This window comes from Leifsonia sp. fls2-241-R2A-40a, from assembly GCF_030209575.1.
GTDB lineage: Bacteria > Actinomycetota > Actinomycetes > Actinomycetales > Microbacteriaceae > Leifsonia.
The window spans coordinates 58,814-83,750 of record NZ_JARVRS010000001.1; the positions used below are offsets into that span (position 1 = coordinate 58,814).

24 protein-coding genes are annotated in these 24,937 nt (G+C 71.1%); 10 read left to right on the top strand and 14 right to left on the bottom strand.

Annotation, left to right across the window (positions count from 1 at the left end):
* Window positions 1–45: 45 nt before the first annotated feature.
* Entirely contained in the window at window positions 46–270 is a 225-nt protein-coding gene (locus QRN40_RS00280) for a DUF3107 domain-containing protein (RefSeq protein WP_285113377.1), read from the top strand.
* A 10-nt stretch (window positions 271–280) separates the two neighbouring features.
* Complete coding sequence (locus QRN40_RS00285; RefSeq protein ID WP_285113379.1) at window positions 281–583, top strand: hypothetical protein; 303 nt, start codon at window positions 281–283, stop codon at window positions 581–583.
* 42 nt (window positions 584–625) lie between these two features.
* Here QRN40_RS00285 and QRN40_RS00290 read toward each other — a convergent pair whose 3' ends face one another.
* A complete protein-coding gene (locus QRN40_RS00290) occupies window positions 626–1,342 on the bottom strand; it encodes a ferritin-like fold-containing protein (RefSeq protein ID WP_285113380.1) in 717 nt (238 codons plus the stop codon).
* Window positions 1,343–1,466: 124 nt separating this feature from the next.
* Here QRN40_RS00290 and QRN40_RS00295 point away from each other — a divergent pair, with 124 nt between their 5' ends.
* A complete protein-coding gene (locus QRN40_RS00295; RefSeq protein WP_285113382.1) occupies window positions 1,467–2,975 on the top strand; it encodes a DEAD/DEAH box helicase in 1,509 nt (502 codons plus the stop codon).
* A gap of 83 nt (window positions 2,976–3,058) precedes the next feature.
* Here QRN40_RS00295 and QRN40_RS00300 read toward each other — a convergent pair whose 3' ends face one another.
* Window positions 3,059–4,132, bottom strand: coding sequence for an aggregation-promoting factor C-terminal-like domain-containing protein (locus tag QRN40_RS00300; RefSeq protein WP_285113383.1), 1,074 nt, complete (start codon window positions 4,130–4,132; stop codon window positions 3,059–3,061).
* Between the two features lie 120 nt (window positions 4,133–4,252).
* Entirely contained in the window at window positions 4,253–5,125 is an 873-nt protein-coding gene (locus tag QRN40_RS00305; RefSeq protein ID WP_285113384.1) for a PHP domain-containing protein, read from the bottom strand.
* 57 nt (window positions 5,126–5,182) lie between these two features.
* Between QRN40_RS00305 and QRN40_RS00310 the strand changes: the two genes are divergently transcribed.
* A complete protein-coding gene (locus tag QRN40_RS00310; RefSeq protein ID WP_285113385.1) occupies window positions 5,183–6,769 on the top strand; it encodes an aminopeptidase P family protein in 1,587 nt (528 codons plus the stop codon).
* Between the two features lie 152 nt (window positions 6,770–6,921).
* Here QRN40_RS00310 and QRN40_RS00315 read toward each other — a convergent pair whose 3' ends face one another.
* Window positions 6,922–7,554, bottom strand: coding sequence for a YflT domain-containing protein (locus QRN40_RS00315; protein WP_285113387.1), 633 nt, complete (start codon window positions 7,552–7,554; stop codon window positions 6,922–6,924).
* A gap of 88 nt (window positions 7,555–7,642) precedes the next feature.
* On the opposite strand from QRN40_RS00315, the gene QRN40_RS00320 reads away from it, so the two are divergent.
* From QRN40_RS00320 to QRN40_RS00330, 3 genes are read left to right on the top strand one after another with little or no spacing between them, the layout of a single operon-like run.
* Window positions 7,643–8,965, top strand: coding sequence for a magnesium transporter MgtE N-terminal domain-containing protein (locus tag QRN40_RS00320; RefSeq protein ID WP_285113389.1), 1,323 nt, complete (start codon window positions 7,643–7,645; stop codon window positions 8,963–8,965).
* Window positions 8,952–9,473, top strand: a complete 522-nt coding sequence (locus QRN40_RS00325) for a DUF1003 domain-containing protein (protein WP_285113391.1) — start codon at window positions 8,952–8,954, stop codon at window positions 9,471–9,473. Before QRN40_RS00320 ends, QRN40_RS00325 begins: the two co-directional genes overlap by 14 nt.
* Entirely contained in the window at window positions 9,466–10,614 is a 1,149-nt protein-coding gene (locus tag QRN40_RS00330) for an Mrp/NBP35 family ATP-binding protein (RefSeq protein WP_285113393.1), read from the top strand. The genes QRN40_RS00325 and QRN40_RS00330 overlap by 8 nt, the downstream gene beginning before the upstream one ends.
* Window positions 10,615–10,621: 7 nt before the next feature.
* On the opposite strand, the gene QRN40_RS00335 is transcribed toward QRN40_RS00330, so the two are convergent.
* From QRN40_RS00335 to QRN40_RS00345, 3 genes are read right to left on the bottom strand one after another with little or no spacing between them, the layout of a single operon-like run.
* Entirely contained in the window at window positions 10,622–12,103 is a 1,482-nt protein-coding gene (locus QRN40_RS00335; protein WP_285113396.1) for a pyridoxal phosphate-dependent decarboxylase family protein, read from the bottom strand.
* Window positions 12,090–13,460, bottom strand: coding sequence for an MFS transporter (locus QRN40_RS00340; RefSeq protein ID WP_285113398.1), 1,371 nt, complete (start codon window positions 13,458–13,460; stop codon window positions 12,090–12,092). Before QRN40_RS00340 ends, QRN40_RS00335 begins: the two co-directional genes overlap by 14 nt.
* A gap of 45 nt (window positions 13,461–13,505) precedes the next feature.
* Window positions 13,506–13,868: a twin-arginine translocase TatA/TatE family subunit gene (locus QRN40_RS00345; protein WP_285113401.1), complete on the bottom strand. Its 363-nt coding sequence runs from the start codon at window positions 13,866–13,868 to the stop codon at window positions 13,506–13,508.
* Between the two features lie 80 nt (window positions 13,869–13,948).
* On the opposite strand from QRN40_RS00345, the gene QRN40_RS00350 reads away from it, so the two are divergent.
* Window positions 13,949–14,581: an O-methyltransferase gene (locus tag QRN40_RS00350; RefSeq protein ID WP_285113403.1), complete on the top strand. Its 633-nt coding sequence runs from the start codon at window positions 13,949–13,951 to the stop codon at window positions 14,579–14,581.
* 74 nt (window positions 14,582–14,655) lie between these two features.
* Here QRN40_RS00350 and QRN40_RS00355 read toward each other — a convergent pair whose 3' ends face one another.
* From QRN40_RS00355 to dapE, 3 genes are all read right to left on the bottom strand, one after another.
* Window positions 14,656–14,829: a DUF3117 domain-containing protein gene (locus QRN40_RS00355; RefSeq protein WP_018190460.1), complete on the bottom strand. Its 174-nt coding sequence runs from the start codon at window positions 14,827–14,829 to the stop codon at window positions 14,656–14,658.
* 68 nt (window positions 14,830–14,897) lie between these two features.
* Window positions 14,898–16,160 (bottom strand): putative hexosyltransferase, encoded by a 1,263-nt coding sequence (locus tag QRN40_RS00360; protein ID WP_285113407.1) that lies wholly within the window; start codon window positions 16,158–16,160, stop codon window positions 14,898–14,900.
* A complete protein-coding gene (dapE, locus tag QRN40_RS00365) occupies window positions 16,129–17,226 on the bottom strand; it encodes a succinyl-diaminopimelate desuccinylase (RefSeq protein WP_285113409.1) in 1,098 nt (365 codons plus the stop codon). Before dapE ends, QRN40_RS00360 begins: the two co-directional genes overlap by 32 nt.
* Window positions 17,227–17,243: 17 nt before the next feature.
* Here dapE and dapD point away from each other — a divergent pair, with 17 nt between their 5' ends.
* Window positions 17,244–18,224 (top strand): 2,3,4,5-tetrahydropyridine-2,6-dicarboxylate N-succinyltransferase, encoded by a 981-nt coding sequence (dapD, locus tag QRN40_RS00370; RefSeq protein WP_285113410.1) that lies wholly within the window; start codon window positions 17,244–17,246, stop codon window positions 18,222–18,224.
* Between the two features lie 70 nt (window positions 18,225–18,294).
* Here dapD and QRN40_RS00375 read toward each other — a convergent pair whose 3' ends face one another.
* From QRN40_RS00375 to pdhA, 3 genes are read right to left on the bottom strand one after another with little or no spacing between them, the layout of a single operon-like run.
* The gene (locus QRN40_RS00375; RefSeq protein WP_285113412.1) at window positions 18,295–19,650 is read right to left on the bottom strand and encodes a dihydrolipoamide acetyltransferase family protein; all 1,356 of its coding nucleotides are present in this window, start codon (window positions 19,648–19,650) and stop codon (window positions 18,295–18,297) included.
* Entirely contained in the window at window positions 19,650–20,660 is a 1,011-nt protein-coding gene (locus QRN40_RS00380) for an alpha-ketoacid dehydrogenase subunit beta (RefSeq protein ID WP_285113414.1), read from the bottom strand. Before QRN40_RS00380 ends, QRN40_RS00375 begins: the two co-directional genes overlap by 1 nt.
* On the bottom strand, window positions 20,657–21,817 hold the full coding sequence (gene pdhA / locus QRN40_RS00385) for a pyruvate dehydrogenase (acetyl-transferring) E1 component subunit alpha (protein WP_285113416.1): 1,161 nt from the start codon (window positions 21,815–21,817) through the stop codon (window positions 20,657–20,659). Before pdhA ends, QRN40_RS00380 begins: the two co-directional genes overlap by 4 nt.
* A 183-nt stretch (window positions 21,818–22,000) precedes the next feature.
* Here pdhA and QRN40_RS00390 point away from each other — a divergent pair, with 183 nt between their 5' ends.
* Window positions 22,001–22,465, top strand: a complete 465-nt coding sequence (locus QRN40_RS00390; protein ID WP_285113418.1) for an Lrp/AsnC family transcriptional regulator — start codon at window positions 22,001–22,003, stop codon at window positions 22,463–22,465.
* Between the two features lie 72 nt (window positions 22,466–22,537).
* Here QRN40_RS00390 and QRN40_RS00395 read toward each other — a convergent pair whose 3' ends face one another.
* Window positions 22,538–24,829 (bottom strand): polyribonucleotide nucleotidyltransferase, encoded by a 2,292-nt coding sequence (locus QRN40_RS00395; protein ID WP_285113419.1) that lies wholly within the window; start codon window positions 24,827–24,829, stop codon window positions 22,538–22,540.
* Between the last annotated feature and the right edge of the window lie 108 nt (window positions 24,830–24,937).

Below are 24,937 nucleotides of genomic sequence, written 5' to 3' on the forward strand. Positions count from 1 at the left end.
GTAGTCTGAACTCACACCCGCCGGTCAGATTCGAAAGGCACCCACGTGGAGATCCGCATCGGAATCGTCAACGCCCCCCGCGAGCTCAACTTCGAGACCTCGCAGTCGGCTGAGGAGCTGGTGGGGCAGGTGCAGAGCGCGCTGAGCAGCGGCACCGGTGTCCTGCAGCTCACCGACGACAAGGGCCGGCTGTACGTCGTCCCGACCGCGGGCATCGCATATGTCGAGATCGGCACAGAGGAATCGCGCCGGATCGGCTTCGTCGGCTAGCCTCCCTCTCGTGGAACTGCTCTTCGTCGTCCTCGGCGGCGCCATCATCGGCCTTGCCGGACGCTACCTCCTTCCGGACCGCCACACACACGGCTCCGTCCTCGTGCCCGCGGTGGGCGTGATCGCCTCCGCGGTGCTCTGGGTCGCGCTCACCTGGGCCGGCCTGAAGTGGGACGGCGGCTGGATCTGGTGGATCACGCTCCTCGGCACAGCCGCCATCGTCGCGGTCACCGACCTCACGGTCGGCCGCCTGCGCACGGCGAGCGACGAGCGGATGCTGCACGCGCTGACGAAGGGCGCGGTCGTTCGCTGACGCCTCCGGCCCGCGCCGCTGTGCGGCGCACCGAGCCGCGACTCAGGCCGTCAGGCCGAGCGCATCCATCCGCCGGGTGTGCGCCGCGATCAGCTCGGTGAAGATCGGCTCGATCCGCTCCTCGTCTGTCGCGCGGTTGCCCGACAGGTGGAGGGCGGACCGCGCGACGAGCAGCGTGTCGCCCACGAGCCGGCGGCCCCACATCGCGAGCCGCGAGGCGAGCAGCGGGTCTGCGGCGATCTGCTCCCGCAGCACCTCCAGGATCCCCTCCTGACCGGACTCCGAGCCGAGCAGGTGCGCGAGACGCGGTCCCACGTCGCCCGGAAGTCCCGCGGCGAGGCGGATGAAGAAGTCATCGAGCAGTCCGCCGGTCACCAGCGCCGAGAGCAGGGTCTCGCGCCAGTCCGCTCCGACGATGAGGGCGCTGAAGCCCTCGATCTCGTCGGCGAACGGCTTCATCGCCTCGGCCGGGTCGTCCCCGCGGCGACGGATCTCGGCGACGATGCCCTGGTGCTTCGACAGTGCATGGCCGGCCGCTGCCGAGACGAGCCCCTTGGCGCGCAGGTCGTCGGATTCGCCGGCCACCCGCGACAGCGTCTCGAACTGCTCCAGCTGCAGGTACGCGGCCTGGCCGAGATAGGGCAGCAGATCCGGCATCACCTCGTGCAGGTCGACCCGGACGGTCGCGACCGGGCGCGGCCGGGGCGTCAGGCGCGGGAGCTCGCCGGAGGGCCGCCGCCGGGTGAACCAAGTTGACACGCTCAGCAGTGTATCGGGACCGTCCAGTAGGCTTGAACCGCCGTCGGCGCAGGATCGACGGCCCTACGCCTGCGACATCGAACAGGGCGTGGACACTCCAATCGAATCGACAGGCAATTCACCAGTGACTTTCTCAGAACTCAACATCGACCAGGACATGGTGGACGCGCTCGCCGCAAAGGGCATCATCGAGCCGTTCCCGATCCAGACGCAGACCATCCCCCTCGCCCTCACCGGCCAGGACATCATCGGTCAGGCCAAGACCGGTACCGGAAAGACCCTCGGCTTCGGCCTGCCGCTCATCCAGCGCCTCGGGCTCAACCCCGAGCCCGGCGTGAAGGCCCTTGTCGTCGTGCCGACGCGCGAGCTCGCCATCCAGGTCTACGAAGACCTCGAAACGGCCGCCGCCGGCCGCCCCACCTCCATCGCCAGCATCTACGGAGGCAAGGCGTACGAAGGTCAGATCGCACAGCTCAAGGGCGGCGCCCAGATCGTCGTCGGAACCCCCGGCCGCCTCCTCGACCTCGCCGGTCAGCGCCTGCTGAACCTCGGCGGCGTGCAGGAGATGGTGCTCGACGAGGCCGACAAGATGCTCGACCTCGGCTTCCTCTCCGACATCGAGAAGCTGTTCGCGCAGACCCCGGCCACGCGCCACACCATGCTCTTCTCTGCCACGATGCCGGGCCCGATCGTCGCCCTGGCGCGCCGCTTCATGACGCGTCCTGTGCACATCCGCGCGTCCGACCCCGACGAGGGCCAGATCCAGGCGAACATCAAGCACCTGATCTACCGGGCGCATTCGATGGACAAGGACGAGGTCATCGCGCGCATCCTCCAGGCCGAGGGCCGCGGCAAGACCGTCGTCTTCACGCGCACCAAGCGCGCCGCCGCCAAGCTGGTCGAGGAGCTCAACGACCGCGGCTTCAACGCCGCCGCCGTCCACGGCGACCTCAACCAGGAGCAGCGCGAGCGCGCCATGGCCGCCTTCAAGGCGGGCAAGAAGGACATCCTGATCGCCACCGACGTCGCGGCCCGCGGCATCGACGTGGATGACGTCACCCACGTCATCAACCACACCATCCCGGACGACGAGAAGACCTACCTGCACCGCGCCGGCCGCACCGGCCGCGCCGGCAAGACCGGCATCGCCGTGACGTTCGTCGACTGGGAGGACCTGCACAAGTGGGCCCTCATCAACCGGGCGCTGGAGTTCGGGCAGCCGGAGCCGACCGAGACCTACTCGTCGTCGCCGCACCTCTACACCGACCTCGACATCCCGCAGGGCGTCAAGGGCCGGCTGAAGCCGACCCCCGCCGTCAAGGTGGCGGACGTGCCCCGGGGCGGCCGCACCGACTCCACCGGCCCCGACGGCGACCGCTCCGGCAGCCGCGGCCGTCGCCGCACGCGCGGCGGATCGGGCCAGGGCGGTTCCGGCCAGGGCTCGTCGCAGGGCGCGTCCCAGGGCGACGCCGCCACGGCTCCGACGGACTCCCCCGCCGCCGAGGGCGCCGAAGCGAAGGCGGCCGCCGGCACGCACGACGGAGGCGGCTCGCAGCACCGCGACGGCAACAGCGCTCCGCGCCGCCGCCGTCGTCGCTCGCGCGGCGGCTCGGCCGCGACGCCCGCCAGCTGACCCGCTGACGCACCCCGTCACACGCCGAGAGCTCCTGCGAAGATCGCAGGAGCTCTCGTCGTTCTGGCCCGGTACGGGACCGGTCAGTACCAGTTGGGGTCGTGGCTCATCTCGAAGTTCCACGCCGCGCACGGAGAGCCGTAGGCGCGGTTGATGTAGTCGAGACCCCAGTTGACCTGCGTGTTCTGGTTCGTCATCCAGTCGCTTCCGGCCGACGCCATCTTGCTCGCGGGAAGCGACTGCGGGATGCCGTAGGCGCCGCTGTCGGAGTTGTACGCGTTCGCGCGCCAGCCGGACTCGTGGTTCCACAGCTTGATGAGGCAGGGCATCTGGTCGCCTCCCCAGCCGAAGGCGGCCAGGCGGCTGGAGGCGTACGCCTGCGCCCCCGCGGGATCGACGACCATGCCGGGCGGCGGCGCGAAGCCGTCCGACCCGCCACCGGTGTTCGCGCGGCTGGCCGCCGCCTGTGCGGCAGCGACGCCCTCCGCGTATTTCTGCTCGACCGAGGCCACCGTGTTCTTGAGCGACGCGAGTTGCGCGTACAGCGTGTTGGCGTGCTGCTTCTGGGACGCGAGCTCCGCGTCGGCGGCGGCCTTGGCGGCGGTCGCGACCTCCAGGGCCTTCTTCGCCGCGACGGCGAGCTGGTCGCGGATGTGCTGGGCGTCGGTCGCCTGCGCGCTCAGCGAGGCGGCGACGTTCTTCTGCTCATTGGCCTGGGCGAAGAGGGTGCTGGACTGGTCGGCGAGCTTGGACACGGCGCCCAGCTGGTACAGCAGCGACTCCGACCGGGTCGCATCCGGGCTCAGGAACAGCCGCAGCGACACCGATGACGTCCCGGCTCGCGTGAGCTGTTCGGCGAGCTTCCCGCTCTGCGCTTTGAGCTCGTCCGCCTTGGCCGAGGCCTCCTGCGCCTTCTGCGCCAGACTCTGGGCCTTCTGCGTCGCGGTCTGCAGCTCCGCTTCGGCCTTTCCGTACTCGCCGAGGCGCTTCACCGCGAGGTCGCCGGCCGCGTTCGCCGCGGTCTGGAGGCCCTGCAGCAGCCCGTTGATGCGGTCCACCTCGGCCTGGGCGGCCGTCGCGTTGCTCTTCGCCGCCTGGACGTCGTCCCACGACGGGTAGCTGTCGGCGCTGGCCGGAGCGACTCCTGCCGAGACCACCAGAGCCACCGTCAGAGCGGCAGCGACCGCTGATCCTCGCCAGAACCGTCTCACCCGCGCACCTCGCCCTCTCACCCCGACCACCTGATGGACCCCGTCCTCCAGGCTAGGGGCAGGTCGTCACGGAGCGTAGAAAGGCGCCGCGCCTGTCGCTTCTTCGATCATCGCGTCGAGGACGGCCGGATCGGTGGTGTTCTCCCCGAGCCGGTTGGGCTTCCCGGCACCGTGGTAGTCGCTGGACCCCGTGATCCGGAGGCTGTAGCGCGCGGCCAGTTCCCGGAGGCGCTCCACGCCATCGGGCCGGTTCTCGCGGTGATCGAGCTCCAGGCCGAAGAGCCCGGCGTCGACGAGGCGCTTCAGGCGGTCCTCCGGGATGACGCGCCCGCGCCCTCCCGTCGCCGGATGCGCGAGCACCGGCAGACCGCCCGCACCGCGGATCAGCCGGACCCCGGTCAACGGCTCCGGCGCGTAGTGCGGCTGGAAGTAGCCGCTCCGCCAGTGCAGGATGCCCTCGAAAGCCGCGCTGCGATCGGACGCGAGTCCTCGCGCGACCAGCGCGTCCGCGATGTGCGGACGACCGACCGTCGCGCCCTCGGTCGCCTGCGCGAGCACGTCGTCCCAGGTGACGTCGTAGTCCTCGGAGATGCGGCGCACCATGTCCTCCGCCCGGCGCATCCGCCCGTCCCGGATGCGCTTGGTCTCCGCGACGAGCGCCGCGTTCGTCGGGTCGAAGAGGTAGCCGAGCATGTGGACGCTCGCGAACTCGATGCGCGTGGACAGCTCCATGCCGGGGACGACCGTGACGCCGACGCGCGCGCCCTCCGCTGCCGCGTCGGCCCAGCCGGCGGTGGAGTCGTGATCGGTGAGCGCGACCGTGCCGAGGCCCGCCGCGGCGGCCGCCCGGACCAGCTCGGCCGGGGTCTCCGTGCCATCCGACACGCTCGAGTGCGTGTGGAGGTCGACGGGACCACGGAACCGTCGCGCATCAGCCATGCTGCCATCCTAGGAGGGCGCCGTCCGGCCGGGCGCACGCGGTCGGCGGGTGGAAGAATGGACGCCATGTCCTCCCAGCCGACCAGCTCCACCACCGCGGACGCCGCCGCCGTCGCGGCGACGTCCGAGACCGCCGCCCCCGCCGAGACCGACCAGGCGCCGCGCGCGACGCAGAACCGCTCGACCACGCCAGGCTCCGACGCCTTCCGCCGGTACATCGGCAGCGGATGGGCGGAGCGTGAGGAGGTCGTCCCCGAGCCGCGCAGGCAGGCTCAGTACGCGGCGGCGCGGCGGGCGCGCGTGTCCGAGCTGTTCCCCGGCAAGCGCCTCATCATCCCCGCCGGACGTCTCGCTCAGCGCTCGAACGACACCGACTATCCGTTCCGTGCGCACTCCGCGTTCGCACACCTGACCGGATGGGGCTCCGATTCCGAGCCCGGGAGCGTGCTCGTGCTGGAGCCGTCGGGCAACGGTCACGAGGCGACGCTGTACTTCCGTGAGCGGGCCGGGCGCGACTCCGACGAGTTCTACGCGAATCCCGAGATCGGCGAGTTCTGGATCGGCCCTCGGCCCTCTCTCGCCCAGGTCGCCGGCGACCTCGCGATCGCCACCCGCGGCATCGCCGACGTGCGCTCGGTGCTCGACGGTGTCGACGCCGACACCGTGGTGCTGCGCGAGGCCGACCGTTCGATCACCGACGAGGTGGATGCGGCCCGGCTGCTGCTCGGCGCGGACAGCGACGGCGACGCCGACCTCGACCCCGAGGACCACGACGAGGACGACCGTCTCGCCCGCGACCTCTCGGAGCTGCGCCTGGTGAAGGACGACTTCGAGGTGGCCGAGCTCCGCGCTGCGGTCGACGCGACGGCCCGCGGTTTCGACGACGTGATCGCCGACCTGCCGCGCATCACCGCGCACCCGCGCGGCGAACGCCTGGTCGAGGGCGTCTTCTACGGACGTGCCCGCGCCGACGGCAACGCGGTCGGTTACGACACGATCGCGGCCAGCGGACCGCACGCGTGCATCCTGCACTGGACCCGCAACGACGGGCCCGTGGTGCCGGGCGACCTCATCCTGATGGATGCGGGGGTCGAGCTGGACAGCTACTACACCGCCGACATCACCCGCACCTTGCCCGTAGACGGCACCTTCACCGAGACCCAGCGGCTGATCTACGAGGCGGTGCGGGAGGCGGCCGACGCGGCGTTCGCGATCGTGCGGCCCGGCATCCGCTTCCGCGAGATCCACGCGACCGCCATGGCCGTCATCGCCAGCCGCACCGCCGAGTGGGGCCTGCTGCCGGTCAGCGCGGAGCAGGCGCTGGAGGCGGACAACCAGCAGCACCGCCGCTACATGGTGCACGGCACGAGCCACCACCTCGGCCTCGATGTGCACGACTGCGCCCAGGCGCGGCGCGAGCTCTACCTCGACGGCGTGCTGCAGCCGGGGATGGTGTTCACGATCGAGCCGGGACTGTACTTCCAGCCGGACGACCTGACGGTGCCGGAGGCCTTCCGCGGCATCGGCGTGCGGATCGAGGACAACATCCTCGTCACCGAGGACGGCGCGGAGAATCTCTCCGCCGCCATCCCGCGCACCGCCGACGACGTCGAGGCCTGGGTGCGGCGGCTGTCGCAGGGCTGAGGCCGTTCTTCTCCGTCACCGCCTCGGTCGAGAACGGAGGAGGATGACCCGCGGCAGGCGGCGTGTCGCAGGAAACGGCGGAGAGTCCCCGCCGGTGGAGTCGCAGACTCCTCCCTTTTGCATTGGGGGGAGACGCGCCGCGCCGCGGAGGGTCAGGCGGAGGGGGCGGGTGGGCGCTCGTCGCCGGCGGGCGGAACGATCGGCGGCGCGGCCGCGGGCGGCGCAGGCGGCGGGTCGGAGGGATGCTGCGGCTGCGCCGGCGGCGTCCATCCCGTGGCTGCTGCGGCCGGCGCCTCCGCTCCCCCTTCGCCGAGGAGGTTGCGGGCGCGGTTCCCCAGCTCCGAGTCGACGAGCACGGAGTAGCTGGTCGCGATCACCTGCTGGACCGAGGTGAAGTCGCGGCGGCGGCGGTTGATGGCGTACGTCGCGACGCCCCACAGCATCCCGAAGCCGGCGCCGATCAGCAGGGCGGCGAGGACGAAGCCCAGGCTCACGCTCGGCGAGAAGATGATGAGCAGCAGCCCGAAGAAGATGCCCAGCCAGGCTCCGGATGCCGCGCCGGCGAGAGCGACGCGTCCCCAGGTCAGCTTGCCCGTGACCCGCTCGACGCTCTTCAGGTCGCTGCCGATGATCGACACCTTGTCGACCGGGAAGTCGGCGCGGGCGAGCACGTCGACCGCCTCCTGCGCTGCGGGGTAGCTCTCGAAGGTGGCCACCACCTCGCCCCGCGGCAGGGTCGGAAAGAGAAGACGGTTGCGTCCGTTCAACGGCCCGGATGTGCTCATGTGTCCATTGTTCCATCCAGGGTCGCCCACGGCACGGGGATGCGCCGCCAAACAGCCCTCATTCACCTGCGAGGGCTAGGTTATTAGGGTGAGTTCCGCCAGAGTCTTCGTCGCCCGCCTCGCCGGGACGACCGTGTTCGATCCCGTGGGTGACCGGGTCGGCAAGGTCCGCGACGTCCTGGTGGTGTACCGGAAGAACGACCCGCCGCGCGTCGTCGGCCTGATCGTCGAGATCCCCGGCAAGCGCCGCGTCTTCCTCTCCATCGGCCGGGTCACCAGCATCGGCAGCGGCCAGATCATCACCAACGGCATCATCAACATGCGCCGCTTCGAGCAGCGCGGCGGCGAGGTCCGCGTGATCGCCGAGCTTCTGGGCCGCCGCGTCGTCTTCACCGACGGCGGCGGCGAGGCCACGATCGAGGACGTCGCGATCGAGGAGACAGACACCGGCGACTGGGCGGTCAGCCAGCTCTTCGTCCGCAAGCCGAAGGCCGGAGGTTCGCCCTTCGCGAAGGGCGCCACCACGTTCGTCTCGTGGAACGAGGTGCGCGAGAAGCAGATGCTGGGCGAGGCGCAGTCGGCGGAGCAGCTGATCGCCACCTACTCCGAGCTGAAGCCGGCCGACCTGGCGAACACCCTGCTCGACCTTCCCCCGCAGCGGATGCTCGAGGTCGCGGAAGAGCTCCCGGACGACCGCCTGGCGGATGTGCTCGAGGAGATGCCCGAGAGCGAGCAGGTGCAGATCCTCACGAAGCTCGACGACGACCGCGCGGCCGACGTGCTCGACCAGATGCAGCCGGACGACGCCGCCGACCTGATCGCACAGCTCTCCGACGAGCGCGGCGAGCACCTGCTCGAGCTGATGGAGCCGGAGGAGGCGGACGACGTCCGCATGCTCCTGAGCTACAACCCGGACACGGCGGGCGGTCTGATGACGACCGAGCCGATCATCGTCTCGGCCGACGCGACCGTCGCGGAGGGCCTCGCACTCATCCGCCGGCACGAGCTCGCCCCCGCCCTCGGCGCCGCGGTGTGCGTCACCCTGCCGCCGTACGAGCCGCCGACCGGCCGCTTCCTCGGGATCGTGCACTTCCAGCGGATGCTGCGCTACCCGCCGCACGTGCGCCTCGGCACGCTGCTCGACCAGAGCCTCGAGCCGGTGACCGCCGACACCTCCGCAGCCGAGGTGTCGCGCATCCTCGCCTCGTACAACCTCGTCTCCGTCCCTGTGGTCGACGACAAGTACCGTCTCGTCGGGGTGGTGACCATCGACGACATCCTCGACTACCTGCTCCCCGACGACTGGCGAAGTCAAGACGAGGACGACCCCGTGAAACGCACGGCGCCGTCCGACGAGACCGGCAGCATCCGCATCGTGAACGGAAGGAGGGGCGGAAGTGGCACGAGGTAGGCAGGACACCCGTCTGGACGCCCCGAAGGGACTCCGCACGCCGGTGCTGCGACGCGACCGCGTCGAGTCGAGCGACCGTTTCGGCCGGTTCACCGAGTGGATCGCCCGCGCCATGGGCACGCCGTGGTTCGTGCTCGGGCTGACCGTCTTCGTCATCGCGTGGATGGCGTGGAACACGCTGGCCCCGGAGGCCTGGCGGTTCGACTCGGCCGCGCTGGGCTTCATCGCCCTGACCCTCGTGCTGTCGCTGCAGGCGTCGTACGCCGCGCCGCTCATCCTGCTCGCCCAGAACCGGCAGGACGACCGCGACCGCGTGCAGATCGAGCAGGACCGCCAGCGGGCCGAGCGCAACCTCGCCGACACCGAGTACCTCGCCCGCGAAGTGGTCGCCCTGCGGCTGGCGGTGAAGGACATGGCCACGAAGGACTTCATCCGCGCCGAGCTCCGGTCGCTGCTCGAGGACCTCGAGAGGAGCGACGCGGGGGACGGCGAGCAGGCCCGTGCCTGAGGACGCGCTCTCCAGCGCGGTGCTCAGCGCCCTGGCGGCGGTGCTCGACCCCGAGATCCGCAAGCCGATCACCGAGCTCGACATGGTGGGCGGCGTGTCGGTGGATGCGGGCGGACGCGCCGAGGTCGGCATCAAGCTGACGATCGTCGGCTGCCCCGCGGCCGACCGGATCGAGCGGGATGTGCGGACGGCCGTCGCGGGCGTGCCCGGCGTCACGGAGGTCGCGGTCGACGTCTCCGTGATGACGCCCGCCGAGCGCCGCGCGCTTACCGAGAAGCTGCGCGCCGGGCGTCCGGCCCGCGGGCAGCAGTTCGGCCCCGAGTCGCTGACGCACGTCTACGCCGTGACCAGCGGGAAGGGCGGCGTGGGCAAGTCGACCCTGACCGCGAACCTCGCCGTCGCCCTGGCTGAGCGCGGGCTCCGGGTGGGGATCGTGGATGCGGACGTCCACGGCTTCTCGATCCCCGGCATCCTCGGCCTGACCGACGAGAACGGCGTCGCACCGCGGCCCACCCGGGTGGACGACATGATCCTTCCGCCGGTCGCCTACGGCGTGAAGGTGGTGTCGATCGGCATGTTCGTCGATTCGGCGTCCGCGGCCGTCGCCTGGCGCGGGCCGATGCTGCACCGCACCATCCAGCAGTTCCTGTCGGACGTGTTCTTCGGCGACCTCGATGTGCTGCTCCTCGACCTACCGCCGGGCACCGGCGACGTGGCCATCTCGGTCGGCCAGCTGCTGCCCGGCGCCGAGGTGCTCGTCGTGACGACGCCTCAGCCGGCCGCCGCCGACGTCGCGGAGCGCAGCGGCGTGGTCGCCCGGCAGACCGGGCAGCGCGTGATCGGCGTGATCGAGAACATGGCCGGTCTCGTGCAGCCGGACGGGAGCGTGCTCGACCTGTTCGGCTCCGGCGGAGGCGCGGAGGTCGCGCGGCGGCTGTCGGCCGGTCAGGACGAGGAGGTACCGCTGCTCGCCAGCGTGCCGCTCAGCATCCCGCTGCGGGCCGGCGGCGACAGCGGCGCGCCGATCGTCGTGACCGACCCGGGCGATCCGGCGGCGGCGGCGATCCGTGTGGTCGCCGAGCGGCTCGCGACGCGGAGCCGCGGCCTCGCCGGCCGCAAGCTGGGCCTCTCCGTCCTCTGACGCAGCGTCAGGCGTCGGGAGGCTCGACGGCGCGGGCGAGCAGTTCGACGAGTAGTCGTTCGGCGACGGGGCGCGGCAGCGCCTCGACGAGGGCGAGCAGGGGCGCCTGGTCGTCCGGCAGCCCGGGCGTCCCGCCTCCCGCGAGCCCGAGCGAGCCCAGGATGTGCGCCGCGGTCGCCGAGTCGAGTTCTGTCCCGCCCACGTCGCCGGGCAGGGACGCGAGTACCGCCTCCCGATCGACCGGCGGCACACCGCGCGCCTCCTGCGCCGCCCCGCGCAGCGCCGCCTCGAGCTCGTCGATGCGCGCCTCCGTGACGGGCGTGATGGTGAGGTGGGTCGTGTGCGGGAGATGCGTGCCGTCCGGCTGCGTCAGCCCCGGCTGCAGCTGCAGGATCCAGCCGCGGCGGCGGACCCGGTCCGCCCAGTGGTGCGGATCGACGCGGCGCTCGGGCGCGACGGATTCGTCCGTCGCGACGGCCAGCAGCGGTCCCGTCGGATCGCCGACCACCCGCAGCCCTTCGATGTCGGCCACGATGTCCTGCAGCCCCCGCGTCGCACGGCGGCACGACTCGGCCAGGCCTGCGAAGCCGCGGGCGCCCAGCGCCTGGACGATCGCCCAGGATGCCGCGAGGGCTCCGGCGGACTTCGACCCGAGCAGTGTGGAGTTCACGACCGGGTACCCGGGCCATCCGGTCGTTGCGAAGTACTGGTGGCGCTGCCGGTCGCGATCGCGTTGCAGCAGGACGCTGGCGCCCTTCGGCGCGTAGCCGTACTTGTGGAGGTCGGCCGACACGCTGGTCACCCCGCCGACGCGGAAGTCCCACAGTGGGAGTGCTGCGCCGTCCGCGGCACGCCAGAACGGCAGGATCCATCCGCCGATGCACGCATCGACGTGGCAGGCGACACCCGCCTCCTCGCACGCGGCGGCCACCTCCTCGACCGGGTCGAGCGTCGCGTAGGGATACGAGGGAGCCGAGACGACGACCAGCGCGACATCCGGCCCGAGCCGTGCGGTGAGGAGGGATGCGTCGAGCCGCCCGCTCTGCGGATCCACCGGCACCAGGTCGAGCGTCAGGTCGAACAGCGCTGCCGCCTTCTGGAACGCCGCATGCACCGTCACGGGCGCGACCAGTCGCGGAGTGCCGGTCCCTCCGGCGGAGCGCCAGACGTCGCGGGCGGTCTTCACTGCGAGCAGGCACGACTCCGTCCCTCCCGAGGTCACCGAGCCGACGACCTCGTCGCCGCCGTGCAGCAGTTCGCGCGCGAACCCGACGACCTCGCGCTCCATGACGGCGACCGAGGTGAACGTCGTCGGGTCGAGTCCGTTGACCGGCTGGACCAGGCGCATCGCCTCCGCCGCCAGCGCGTCGATCTCGGGCACGCCCGAGTCGTAGACGTAGCTGAGCACGCGTCCGCCGTGCGTCGGCGCATCCGCTTCCCGCAGGGCCGACAGGCGGGCCAGGATGGCCCGCGCGTCAAACGAGACCATCGATGTCTCCCTTCCGCAGCCGGTACCGTGCCAGCGGCACCAGGCTGATCGCGACGATCGCCGCCGGGATGAGGCTGAAGCTCAGCGCGATGCCCGCGACCGCGGTCCCCGGCTGGGTGGCGCCGACGTCGGCCGCCGCGCTGCGCGAGACATAGCCGCTGACCGCCAGCACGATGCTGAGGACGGTCGCTCCGAGCGCCATCCCGGTGGTCTCCCCCGCCGTCCACATCCCGCCGAACGTCCCGGCGCGCCCGTCGCCGTTGCGACGCGCGTCGTGCGAGATGACGTCGGGGAGCATGGCCATCGGCAGCGACTGCATGCCCGCGTACGCGGCGCCCGCGACGGCAACGGGCGCGTACACCCACGCGCCCGGCGCCCACAGCAACGCCGTCATCGAGAGCGCGGCGACGGCGAACAGGATGCTCGCCGCGACGAAGCCGCGCTCCTTGCCGACCCGTCGCGCCACCACGCCCCACAGCGGCGTGACGATCAGCGCCGGACCGATGAGCGCGACGAAGAGGAAGGTCACCGCATCCTCCGAGTGCAGCACCCAGGTGGCGACGTAGTTGGCGCCGGCCAGCATCAGCCCCGTCGCGAGCCCCTGCAGCAGGAACGTGAGCAGCAGCGCACGGAAGGGCTGGCTGTCGCGCAGCACCCGCGCCCCGGCCGCGTAGTTGGAGCGGAGGGTGGTCAGCACGCTCTCGCGCGGCGGCCGGGCGGCAGCAGGCAGTCCGCGCGGTGCGACGAAGGCGGAGACGAGCATCCCTGCGCCGATGACGACGCCCGCGACCAGCGCCATCAGCAGGTACCCGGCGAACGAGTTGCCGCCGCCGAGCGACCGCAGGGCCGGTCCGCCCGCGCCGAACAGCAGGATGGCGAAGGTGAGCACCACCACACGCCAGGTCAGCAGGCGCGTCCGCTGGTCGTAACCGGAGGCGAGCTCGGCCGGGAGCGCGATGTACGGCACCTGGAACAGGCTGAACGCGGTCGCCGTGAGCACGAACGCCAGCAGCACCCAGAGGGCGGCCGCGCCCGGCGCGGTGCCCGGCGGAACCGCGAACGTCAGCAGGAAGAACACCGGAAGGGCGATCGCGCCGAGCAGCATCATCGGCCGGCGGGAACCGTGCACCGCGAGCATCCGGTCGCTGCGGGCGCCGATCACCGGATCGATGACGACGTCCCACACCTTCGCGACCGTCACGACCACACCGGCCACGATGGCGGCGACACCGAGCGAGTCGGTCAGGTAGTAGACGAGAACGAGGCCGGGAAGGGTCGCGAACCCGCCGGTGCCGAGAGACCCGACGGCGTAGCGCGCGACGGTCGCCCGGGTGAGCGACTGCTCCGTTGCGATCATGTCCGCAGCGTAGTGGATGCGCGCCCGCGCGCGCCGCGTTGCCCGCTAGGTGGACTCGGTGTCGTACGGCGGCACCGCGCCCGCCGTCAGCGGCATCTTCCGCTGCGCATACGCCGACTGGGTCACCGGCTTGATCGCGGCGCCCGGTTCGGCGGAGTCCTCCAGCAGCGCCTCGCGGATGATGCGGCGCGGGTCGTACTGGCGCGGGTCGAGCTTCTTCCAGTCGACGTCGTCGAATTCCGGGCCCATCTCGTCGCGCATGCGGTCCTTCGCCCCGTTGGCGAAATCGCGCAGTGAGCGGACCATCGAGCCCAGCTTGGCCGCGTACGCGGGCAGCCGTTCGGGGCCGATGACGAACGCGGCGATGACCGCCACGATCAGCAGCTTGTCGAAGGTGAGCCCGAACACCTTTCCAGGGTATCGCGGCGGTGCCTGCACGGATGCTGCGTAGGCCGACCGTATCCTGAACAGAGACCGACGGGAGAGCTGTGTCAGACAAAGACTCGAACTGGAGGTTCGCCGACGACGTGGTCGTCGAGAGCGACGTGGTCGCGCGAGCCAGGCAGCAGTCGCTGGAGCTCGGCATCGAACCGATCTCGCCGGCGACCGGCGCGCAGGCGGCAGTGGTCGTCGCCGCGACGCACGCCGAGAACATCGTCGAGATCGGCACCGGCGTGGGAGTGTCGGGGCTGTGGCTGCTCACCGGCGGCGCCGAGGCGCAGCTGACCTCGATCGACGTGGAGGTGGAGTACCAGCAGCACGCGCGCTCGTTCTTCACGGAGGCGGGCGTCCCATCGAACCGCGTGCGTCTCATCCCGGGCCGTGCCCTCGAGGTGCTGCCGCGGATGAACGAGAACTCCTACGACATCGTCTTCATCGACGCCGACCCGCAGTCGGTCATCGAGTACGTCGAGCACGGCCTGCGCCTGGTGCGCCCGGGCGGCACCGTGCTCGTGGCCCGTGCGCTGTGGCGCGGACGCGTCGCCGACCCCGCCGCGCGGGACGACGTGGCCACCGGCTTCCGCACGCTCATCACCGAGACGTCCGCCTCCGGCGCCGTCATCAGCGCGCTCTCGCCGGTGGGCGAGGGTCTGCTGCAGATCATCAAGCTCGCACCCTGAAGTCCGCCTCCCGGGCAGGTCGCCGGGACGCGAAAAGGGCCCCGATTCTTCGGGGCCCTTTTCGGTAGAGCGGATCAGGCGGAGGTGACGACACTCGCGAGTGCGTCGTGGAGCTCTTTGGCTTCCGCGTCATTGACGGAGACCACCAGTCGTCCCCCACCCTCGAGCGGCACACGCACGATGATGAGCCGTCCCTCCTTCACAGCCTCCATCGGGCCGTCCCCGGTCCTCGGCTTCATGGCCGCCATGCAGCTCCCCTTTCGTGGATGTCCTTCTATTATCCGACATCGTTGCCGACGTGCGGAAATCGCAGGTATCACGGGGGTGACCAGTCGTATCCGTCGATCGTCCAGCAGATGGCCACCCAGCCGATCTGCAGGGCCACGAAGAGCACGACCATCCCGACCCGGTAGACCCTGCTGCGCGGGAGCGCGAGCGCGCCGAGCAGGGGGAACAGCGGCATGAGCAGGCGGAACGTGCTCGACTGCGGGAAGAACACCGCGAACAGGTAGAGCGAGTAGGCGGCGATCCAGAACCGCAGGTCGACGCCCAGGCGCCGCACCGCGGGAGAGAACAGCAGGACGCCGAACAGCGCCACGATGACGACCAGCGCGACCACGCCCACCCAGCCGGGGATGCCCAGCATCGCGCTCGCCCACCAGTCCGCCCCCTGGAACCACGGGGCGAACGGCAGCAGATGGGTATAGCCGATGTACGGTGCGCGCCAGGCGAGCTCGGTGTCGGTGTAGGCCGTCCACGATCCTGTCGCCGCCCCGGCGATGGCCGGCCACGCCACTCCCGCCAGGCCGCTGAAGGCGGCGAGCGTCACGCTCAGCACGCGTTCGCGGACCGGGAACGGGTCGTCGCGCCGCCGCCACCAGCGGTAGCCGACGTGGAGGACGAGGGCGAGCGCGAAGGCGAGACCGGACGGGCGCGTGAACGCCATGGCGAGCACGACCGGGAAGAGCCAGCCGTAGCGTCGTTCGACCAGCAGGAGCAGAGCCGTAGCGAGCAGCAGCAGGTACAGCGACTCGGCGTACGCGACCTGGAACAGCGGGGACACCGGGGAGAAGCAGAACAGCACCACCGCGAACAGGCTCGCCGAGCGTCCCAGCCCGACCCGCCGCATCAGCTGGTGGAAGACCAGCGCGGCGCCGGCACCGGCGACGAACGACACCAGCACCGCCGCCGGCGCCCAGGGCAGGCGCGTGACGAACATGACCGCATCCACCAGCCACGGATACCCCGGCAGGAACGCCCAGGCGTTCTCGCTGACGTGCACGCCGTCGCCCGTCGGGAGCGACGCCGGGTAGCCGCCGCCCGCGACGATCTCGTACCAGCGGCCGTCCCAGAGGTTGGCGAAGGAGAAGTAGTCGGGGGATGCGGCGGTCCAGGCGTTCGCGCCCTCCGCCGCCGCGAAGCTCAGCAGGATGACGGTGGTTACGACACGCGCCCCGAGGTATACCCCGAGGACCCGCACCCACCACAGCGTCCACCAGGGGCCGCCCGCGGTCAGTCCGCCGACCTCCTCGGTGAGCGCCGTCGGCTCAGCGGCCGCCGGCGCCGGTGAGCCACGCACGCAGACCCTCCTCGACGGCGACGATCTGCTCCACGTCGACGCGCTCGTCGTCGGCGTGCGCCTTCAGCGGGTCGCCCGGGCCGTAGTTGACCGCCGGGATGCCCATCGCGCTGAAGCGGGCCACGTCCGTCCACCCGTACTTCGGCTTCGCCACGCCGCCGACCGCGGCCACGAACTGCTGCGCGAGCGGCGCATCCAGTCCCGGCCGGGCGCCGTCGGCGCGGTCGACGACCGTGATCTCGTAGTCGCCGAACAGCTCGTGCATGTGGTCGATGGCCTCCTGCGAGCTGCGCGACGGCGCGAACCGGTAGTTGATGTGCACCATGCACTCGTCCGGGATGATGTTGCCGGCCACTCCCCCGGAGATGCCGACCGCGTTCAGCCCCTCCTTGTAGACCAGGCCGTCGACCTCGACCTCGCGCGCCTGATAGCCGGCGAGGATGTCGAGGATCGGCGCGGCCTTGTGGATGGCGTTGTCGCCGACCCAGCCGCGCGCGGAGTGCGCCCGCAGGCCGTAGGTGCGGACCTCGATGCGCAGGTTGCCGTTGCAGCCGCCCTCGACGACGCCGTTGCTCGGCTCGCCGAGGATGCCGAAGTCGCCCACGAACAGGTCGGGGCGGTTGCGGGCCAGGCGGCCGAGGCCGTTCAGCTCGGCGTTGACCTCCTCGTGGTCGTACCACATCCACGTCACGTCGACCGCCGGGTCGCTCAGCTCGGCGGCGAGCTTCAGCTGCACGGCGACGCCCGCCTTCATGTCGACGGTCCCGCGCCCCCAGAGGTAGCGGATGCCGTCGTGGTCCTCGAACCGGGTCGGCAGGTTGTCGTTGAGCGGGACCGTGTCGATGTGCCCGGCGATCAGGGCGCGGCGCTCACGGCCGAGGTTCGTGCGCGCGACGATCGTGTCGCCGTCGCGGATCAGTTCGAGGTGCGGCAGTCCGCTCAGCGCCGCCTCGATGGCGTCGGCGAGGGTGCCCTCGTTTCCGGAGACCGACTCGATGTCGCACAGCTGGCGGGTCAGGTCGATGGACGAGGCGGTGAGGTCGAGGGGAACGCTGCTGATCTGCACCCTACTAACCTAGGGGCATGCCTTCCGACGTGTCTGAAAGTTCTGCCGCGCCCCGCTCCGCCTGGGGCTACGGCCTCGCCACCGTGGCCGCCGACGGCACCGTGCTGGACACCTGGTTCCCCGAGCCGAAGCTCGGCACGCTGCCGGCCCGCCGGGACCGCTGGATCGCCCCTGCCGAGCTGGAGGAGCTGGCGGGCGAGGATGCGCGTCGTGCCGTCCGGGTCGACATCGTGACGGTGGAGATCGAGCTGGATGCGTCTCCCGCGTCGACGCCCGACGCCTATCTGCGCCTGCACCTGCTCTCGCACCTGCTGGTGCAGCCGAACGGCCTGAATCTGGACGGGATCTTCGCCCACCTGCCGACCGTCGCGTGGACGAACGCAGGACCGGTCAATCCGGCCGACCTCGACCGGCTGCGTCCGCGGCTGCAGCGCGCGGGCATCCAGGTGTCGGGCATCGACAAATTCCCGCGGCTGCTCGACTACGTGACGCCGGAGCGCGTGCGGATCGCCGACGCCTCCCGCGTACGCCTCGGTGCGCACCTCGCGCCGGGGACGACGGTCATGCACGAAGGCTTCGTGAATTTCAACGCCGGGACGCTCGGCACCTCCATGGTCGAAGGCCGCATCTCGCAGGGCGTCGTGGTCGGCGACGGCTCGGACATCGGCGGCGGCGCATCCATCATGGGGACGCTGTCCGGCGGCGGGACGCACCGGGTCTCCATCGGCGAGCGGGCGCTGCTGGGCGCGAACTCGGGCATCGGCATCTCGATCGGCGACGACTCGGTCGTCGAGGCGGGCCTCTACGTGACAGCGGGCACGAAGGTCGTCGTGGTCGGCGAAGCGCCCACGGCGGACGGACTCCCGCAGACGGTGAAGGCCGCGGAGCTGTCCGGCGTGCCCGGGCTGCTGTTCCGCCGCAACTCGCTGACGGGGGCGGTCGAGGTGCTCCGCCGAGCCGGCGTCGGCGTCGAGCTGAACGCCGCGCTGCACGCCTGACCGCCGAGCACAGGAAAAACGTCGCGGATTCGTCGATTCCGCGACGTTTCTCCTGTGCTCGACGGCTGGGTCAGATCATCGCTAGCACGGAGGCGGGGTCGGTCAGGATGCGGCCGATGTCGGCGAGGAAGCGCGAGGCCTGCTCGCCGTCGACGATCCGGTGGTCGAAGGTCAGGGCGAGGGTCAGCACCTGACGCAGCGCGATGCCGCCGTCGTGCTCCCAGGGCTGACGCCGGACCGCCCCGACGGCGAGGATGGCGGCCTCGCCGGGCGTCAGGATGGGCGTCCCCGCATCCACGCCGAACACGCCGACGTTCGTGATGGTGATCGTGCCGCCGCTGAGGTCGGCGGGCGCCGTGCGTCCCGCCCGGGCCGTCTCGGCGAGCTGACGGATCGCGCCCGCGACCCTCGCGAGCGACAGCCCGTCGGCGTCGCGGATCACCGGGACCATGAGCCCGCGCGGCGTCGCCGCGGCGATCCCCAGGTGCACGTACTCGGTCTGCACGATCTCGTTGGCGGCGTCGTCCCAGCGCGAGTTCACCTCGGGCGTCCGTCGCACCGCCAGCAGCAGCGCCTTGGCGACGATCGCGAGCAGCCCCGGACGCGCCTCGGCGAACTCGGGCTGCGCCCGGAGCCGCGTCGAGAGGTCCATCGCAGCCGTCGCATCCACGGTCAGGAACACGGTCGCCTGCGGCGCGCCGAACGCACTGCGCACCATCGCCTCGGCGGTCGCCTTTCGCACGCCGCGGATCGGGATGCGCTTCTCGCGCGAGCCGTCCGCGACCGCTGCGGACCGTGACGGCTCCTGCGGTGCGTCCGCCGCACCGACGTATGCCTGGACGTCATTGCGGGTGATGAGCCCGCGTTCGCCCGACCCGGTGACCGAGGCCAGGTCGACGCCGAGTTCGCGGGCGAACTTCCGCACCGGCGGGGTCGCGCGCGGGCGCTCGGCGAGAGCGGTCGGGGCGATCGTCGGCGCGGTCACGACGGCGGCGACGTCGGGGCGCTGCGGTGCTCCCCCAGCCAGCCCCGGACGCGGACGCCGCGCGGGCCGCGCGCCGGACTCCGCCCTGGCACCGTATCCGACCAACGTCGGCTCACGCGTGTCGTCAACCGGCTCCGTCGGCGCACCGGCGTCCCCCGGCGCACCCGGGGTCCCCGGCGCATCCTCGGCCGTCTCCCCCGCATCCACCTCGAAGGCGACCAGCGGCTCCCCCACCGCCACCGTCACCCCGGGCTCCACGAAGAGCCGCGACACGCGGCCGTCGTACGGCGCGGGCAGCTCGACCAGCGCCTTCGCCGTCTCGACCTCCGCGATGATCTGGTTGAGGTGCACGGTGTCGCCGACCGCGACCTTCCACGTGACGAGCTCCGACTCGGTCAGTCCCTCGCCGAGGTCGGGCAGCGCGAACTCCCGGACCGCCATCAGTCCTCCACCCCGCTCAGCGAGTTCGGCCGGTCCATGGCGCGGTCGATGCCGTCCAGGATGCGGTCGAGGTCGGGCAGGTGCGCCGACTCGAGCTTGGCAGGCGGGTACGGGATGTCGTGCCCGGTCACGCGCACCGGCGCGTGCTCCAGGTGGTAGAAGCAGCGCTCCGTGATGGAGGCGGAGATCTCCGCCGCGAGGCCGCCGGACAGCGCGGCCTCGTGGGTCACGACGAGCCGGCCGGTCCGCTTGACCGATGCGACGACGGTGTCGAGGTCGAGCGGAGAGAGCGAGCGCAGGTCGATGACCTCCACCGAGACGCCGTCATCGCCGGCCGCGACCGCCGCATCCCGGGCCAGCTGCACGAGGCCGCCGTACGTCACCAGCGTGACGTCCGTGCCCTGCGCGAGGACGCGGGCCGTCCCCATCGGGCGGGCATCCGCGAGCGGGGCGTCCTCATCCACCTCGCCCTTCGTGTGGTAGCGGCGCTTGGGCTCGAAGAACAGCACGGGGTCGTCGGAGGCGATTGCCTGCTGGATGAGCGTGAAGGCGTCCTGCGGGTCGGACGGGCTGACGACGCGGAGGCCGGCCGTGTGCGCGAAGTACGCCTCCGGCGAGTCGGAGTGGTGCTCGGCCGAGCCGATACCTCCGGCGAAGGGCACGCGGATGACCATCGGCATCCGCACGGCGCCCTGCGTTCGGTAGTGCATGCGGGCGACCTGGTTCACGATCTGGTCGAATGCCGGGTAGATGAACCCGTCGAACTGGATCTCGACCACCGGACGGTAGCCGCGGTACGCCATTCCGACCGCGGTGCCGAGGATGCCGGACTCGGCGAGCGGCGAATCCATCACCCGGCGCGGACCGAACTCGGTCTGCAGTCCGTCGGTGACACGGAACACTCCGCCGAGGGTGCCGATGTCCTCGCCCATCAGGACGACCCGGTCGTCCGCGCTGAGCGCGCGCCGGAGGCCGGCGTTGATCGCCTTGGCCATGCTGAGGGAGGTCATCGTCCGTCACTCCCCACGAAGGTGCGCAGGTAGCGCGAGTAGTGGTCGCGCTGGCGGGCGATGCCGGTGTGCGGCTCTGCGTAGACGTTGTCGAAGACGGTCAGCGGGTCGGGGTCGGCGAGGGTCGTGATCCCGGCGCGCATCTCGGCGGCCACCGCATCGGCCTTGGCGGCGATCGCCGCCAGGCGCTCCTCGGTGAGCGCACCCTGCGCAGTGAGGTACGCCTCCACCCGCGACACCGGGTCCTTCGCCCGCCACTGATCGAGCTCCGCGGCGTCGCGGTAGCGCGTGGGGTCGTCGGCGGTGGTGTGCGGTCCCATGCGGTAGGTGACGGCCTCGATGAACGTGGGGCCGCCTCCCGAACGCGCGCGGTCGAGGGCCGCCCGGGTGACGGCGAGCACGGCGAGCACGTCGTTGCCATCCACCCGAACGCTCGGCACGCCGAAGCCCGGCGCGCGGTCGGCGATGGGACGCTGCGCCTGCAGCGACACCGGCTCGGAGATCGCGTACTGGTTGTTCTGGCAGAAGAAGATGACGGGGGCGGCGTAGGTCGCGGCGAAGATCAGCGCCTCGTTCACATCCCCCTCGCTGGTGGCGCCGTCGCCGAAGTAGGCGACCGCCACCGCATCCGTGCCGTCGGCCTGGATGCCGAGGGCATAACCGGTCGCGTGCAGCGTCTGCGCCCCGATGATGACCTGCGGCGTAGCCATGTTGATGTCGTACGGGTTCCAGCCGCTCTGCGTGGTGCCGCGCCAGACGCGCAGCAGGTCGACGAGGCCCGCGCCGCGGCAGTACGCCACGCCGTGCTCGCGGTAGCTGGAGAAGACGAAGTCGTCGGCGCGCAGGGCACGGCCGGAGCCGATCTGCGCAGCCTCCTGGCCAAGGAGGGGCGGCCACAGGCCCAGCTCGCCCTGGCGCTGCAGCGCGGTGGCTTCGGAGTCGATGCGACGGATGACGCGCATGTCCTCGTAGAGGGCGAGGAGCTGGTCGGTTCCGATGTCGGAGACCCAGGCGTCGAAGCGGTCGTCTTCATGACGGACGCCGTCCGCATCGAGCAGACGGACGAGGTCGATCTCGCCGAGGCCCAGACCGCTGAGGGAACCCAGTTCGGTGTCGGAGCCGCCCCGACGGGTGGCAGGCTGATTGTCGATCGTCACGGTTCACGCAACCTTCACTCTCGCGCCCGGCCGACGCAGCTTGTGGCGCGCACGACCGGCTTCCGGCCTCCTTGCCGGAATTACCCGAAGGCTACGCTGCGGGATCAGCGCGCACAACCATCGGCGTGTCGACCGAGCAGGATGCACTATCCGGCAGCCTCGGCGGCTGCTAGTTTTCACACTATGCGCAGCTTCGACAACACCGATCGCCGCATCCTGATGGCCCTCGCCGACGATCCGCGATCGACCAACGTCTCGCTGGCCGACCGCCTCGGGTTGAGCCGCAACACCGTGCAGGCCCGGGTCGCCGAGCTGGAGCGGAACGGAGCGTTCCTGTCGTTCGAGCGGCGCATCTCCGCCCGCGTCGCCGGGTACCCGCTGGCGGCGTTCGTCGACGTGCACGTGCAGCAGCAGCGGCTCGCCGCCGTGGTCGAGAGCCTCGCCGCCATCCCGGAGATCGTGCAGGCACACGGACTCTCGGGGCCGTCGGACCTGCTGCTGCGGGTGGTGTGCGTCGACGCGGAGGACCTGTTCCGCATCACGGGCATCATCCAGTCGACGGAGGGCGTCGACCGCGCCGAGACGTCCCTCGACATGGGCGAGCTCATCCCCTACCGCCTCCGCCCCCTCCTCACCCGAGACGCCTAGCCGCCTTCGAGCGCAGGATGCGCGAAGGCCGCGCCGACAGAGTCGACGCGGCCTTCGTGTGGTGCGAGAGCGTTACGCCTCGGCGGGGGCCTCCGCGGGGGCGGCCTCGGCCGGAGCCTCGGCAGCAGCCTCCTCGGCGATCACCGGGGCGAGCGACAGCTTTCCGCGGTCGTCGATCTTGGTGATCTCGACCAGGACCTTCTGGCCGACGCTGAGCACATCCTCGACGTTCTCCACGCGCTTGCCACCGGCGAGCTTGCGGACCTCGGAGATGTGCAGCAGGCCGTCCTTGCCCGGGAGCAGCGACACGAACGCACCGAACGCGGCGATCTTGACGACGGTTCCGAGGAACTGCTCGCCGACCTCCGGGTTGGTGGGGTTCGCGATCGCGTTGACCTGGGCGCGGGCCGCCTCGGCCGACGGGCCGTCGACGGCGCCGATGTAGACGGTGCCGTCCTCCTCGATGGAGATGTCGGCGCCGGTCTCGTCCTGGATGGCGTTGATCGTCTTGCCCTTCGGGCCGATCAACTCACCGATCTTGTCGACCGGGATCTGGACCGAGATCACGCGGGGCGCGGTCGGGGCCATCTCGTCCGGACGGTCGATCGCGGCGTTCAGCACGCTCAGGATGGTGGTCCGCGCGTCCTTCGCCTGCTTCAGCGCGCCGGCGAGCACCGACGACGGAATGCCGTCGAGCTTCGTGTCGAGCTGGATCGCGGTGACGAACTCGCTGGTACCGGCGACCTTGAAGTCCATGTCGCCGAGCGCGTCCTCTGCGCCCAGGATGTCGGTGAGCGCCGCGTAGCGGGTCTCACCGTCGACGACGTCGGAGATCAGGCCCATGGCGATGCCGGCGACCGGGGCGCGCAGCGGCACACCGGCGTTCAGCAGCGACAGGGTGGAGGCGCAGACGGAGCCCATCGACGTGGAGCCGTTGGAGCTCAGAGCCTCGGACACCTGACGGATGGCGTACGGGAACTCCTCGCGGCTGGGCAGCACCGGCACGAGGGCGCGCTCGGCGAGGAAGCCGTGCCCGATCTCGCGACGCTTCGGCGAACCCACGCGGCCGGTCTCACCGGTCGAGTAGGGCGGGAAGTTGTAGTGGTGCAGGTAGCGCTTCTTGGTGACCGGCGACAGGGAGTCGATCTGCTGCTCCATCTTGAGCATGTTCAGCGTGGTGACGCCCAGGATCTGGGTCTCGCCGCGCTGGAAGATCGCCGAACCGTGGACGCGCGGGATGACCTGCACCTCGGCGTCGAGCGGACGGATGTCGGTCAGGCCACGGCCGTCGATGCGGATGCCCTCGCGCAGCACACGGCCGCGCATGACCACCTTCGAGACCGACTTGTAGGCCGCGGAGAACTGGGTGAGGACCTCGGGCTCGAGGACACCCGCCTCCACCTTCTCGGCGAGGGCCGCCTTGACGCGCTGCTTGAGGGCGTCGTCGGCGTTCTGGCGCTCGATCTTGTCGGCGATCTGGTACACGTTGACCAGTTCGTCGTAGGCGAGGCCGGCGACGTTGTCGTAGGTGGCCTGCGAGTAGGGCAGGAACACCGGGTAGTCGGCGATGGCCTTGGCGGCCTGCTCGGCGATGACGTTCTGCGCGCCGACGAGCTGACGGATGAACGGCTTGGCCGCCTCGAGGCCCTGGGCCACGATCTCCTCGCTCGGCTTCACGGCGCCGCCCTGGATGAGGTTCCAGCTGTTCTCGGTGGCCTCGGCCTCGACCATCATGATCGCGACGTCGCCCTCGGAGCCGTCCTCGTTGGTGAGCACGCGACCGGCGACGATGAGGTCGAACACGGCCTCCTCGAGCTGCGAAGCCTTCGGGAACGCGATCCACTGGTCCTCGTGAGCACCGTTGCCGGGGATGAGCGCGAGGCGCACACCGGCGATCGGGCCGGAGAAGGGCAGACCGGAGATCTGCGTGGAGGCGCTGGCCGCGTTGATCGCGAGCGCGTCGTAGAACTCGTCCGGAGCGATGCTCAGGACGGTGATGACGATCTGGACCTCGTTGCGGAGGCCGTCGACGAACGACGGGCGCAGCGGGCGGTCGATCAGGCGGCAGACGAGGATCGCCTCGGTGGAGGGGCGGCCTTCGCGGCGGAAGAACGAACCGGGGATCTTGCCGGCGGCGTACGAGCGCTCCTCGACGTCGACCGTCAGCGGGAAGAAGTCGAAGTTGTCCTTCGGGTGCTTGCTGGCGCTGGTGGCGCTCAGCAGCATCGTCTCCTCGTCGAGGTACGCGGCGACGGCGCCCTGCGCCTGCTGCGCGAGACGTCCGGTCTCGAACCGGACGGTGCGGGTGCCGAAGCGGCCGTTGTCGAGAACGGCTTCGGCGAATTTGATTTCAGGACCTTCCAAGAGGTCTTTCTCCTTTGTTTAACGTCGCGGTCCCGTGTGGACGCGACTTCATCCAAGGAGCAGGAACAGGCAGTTCGACACGTCGTGTGTACGCGGCATCCCAAGCGG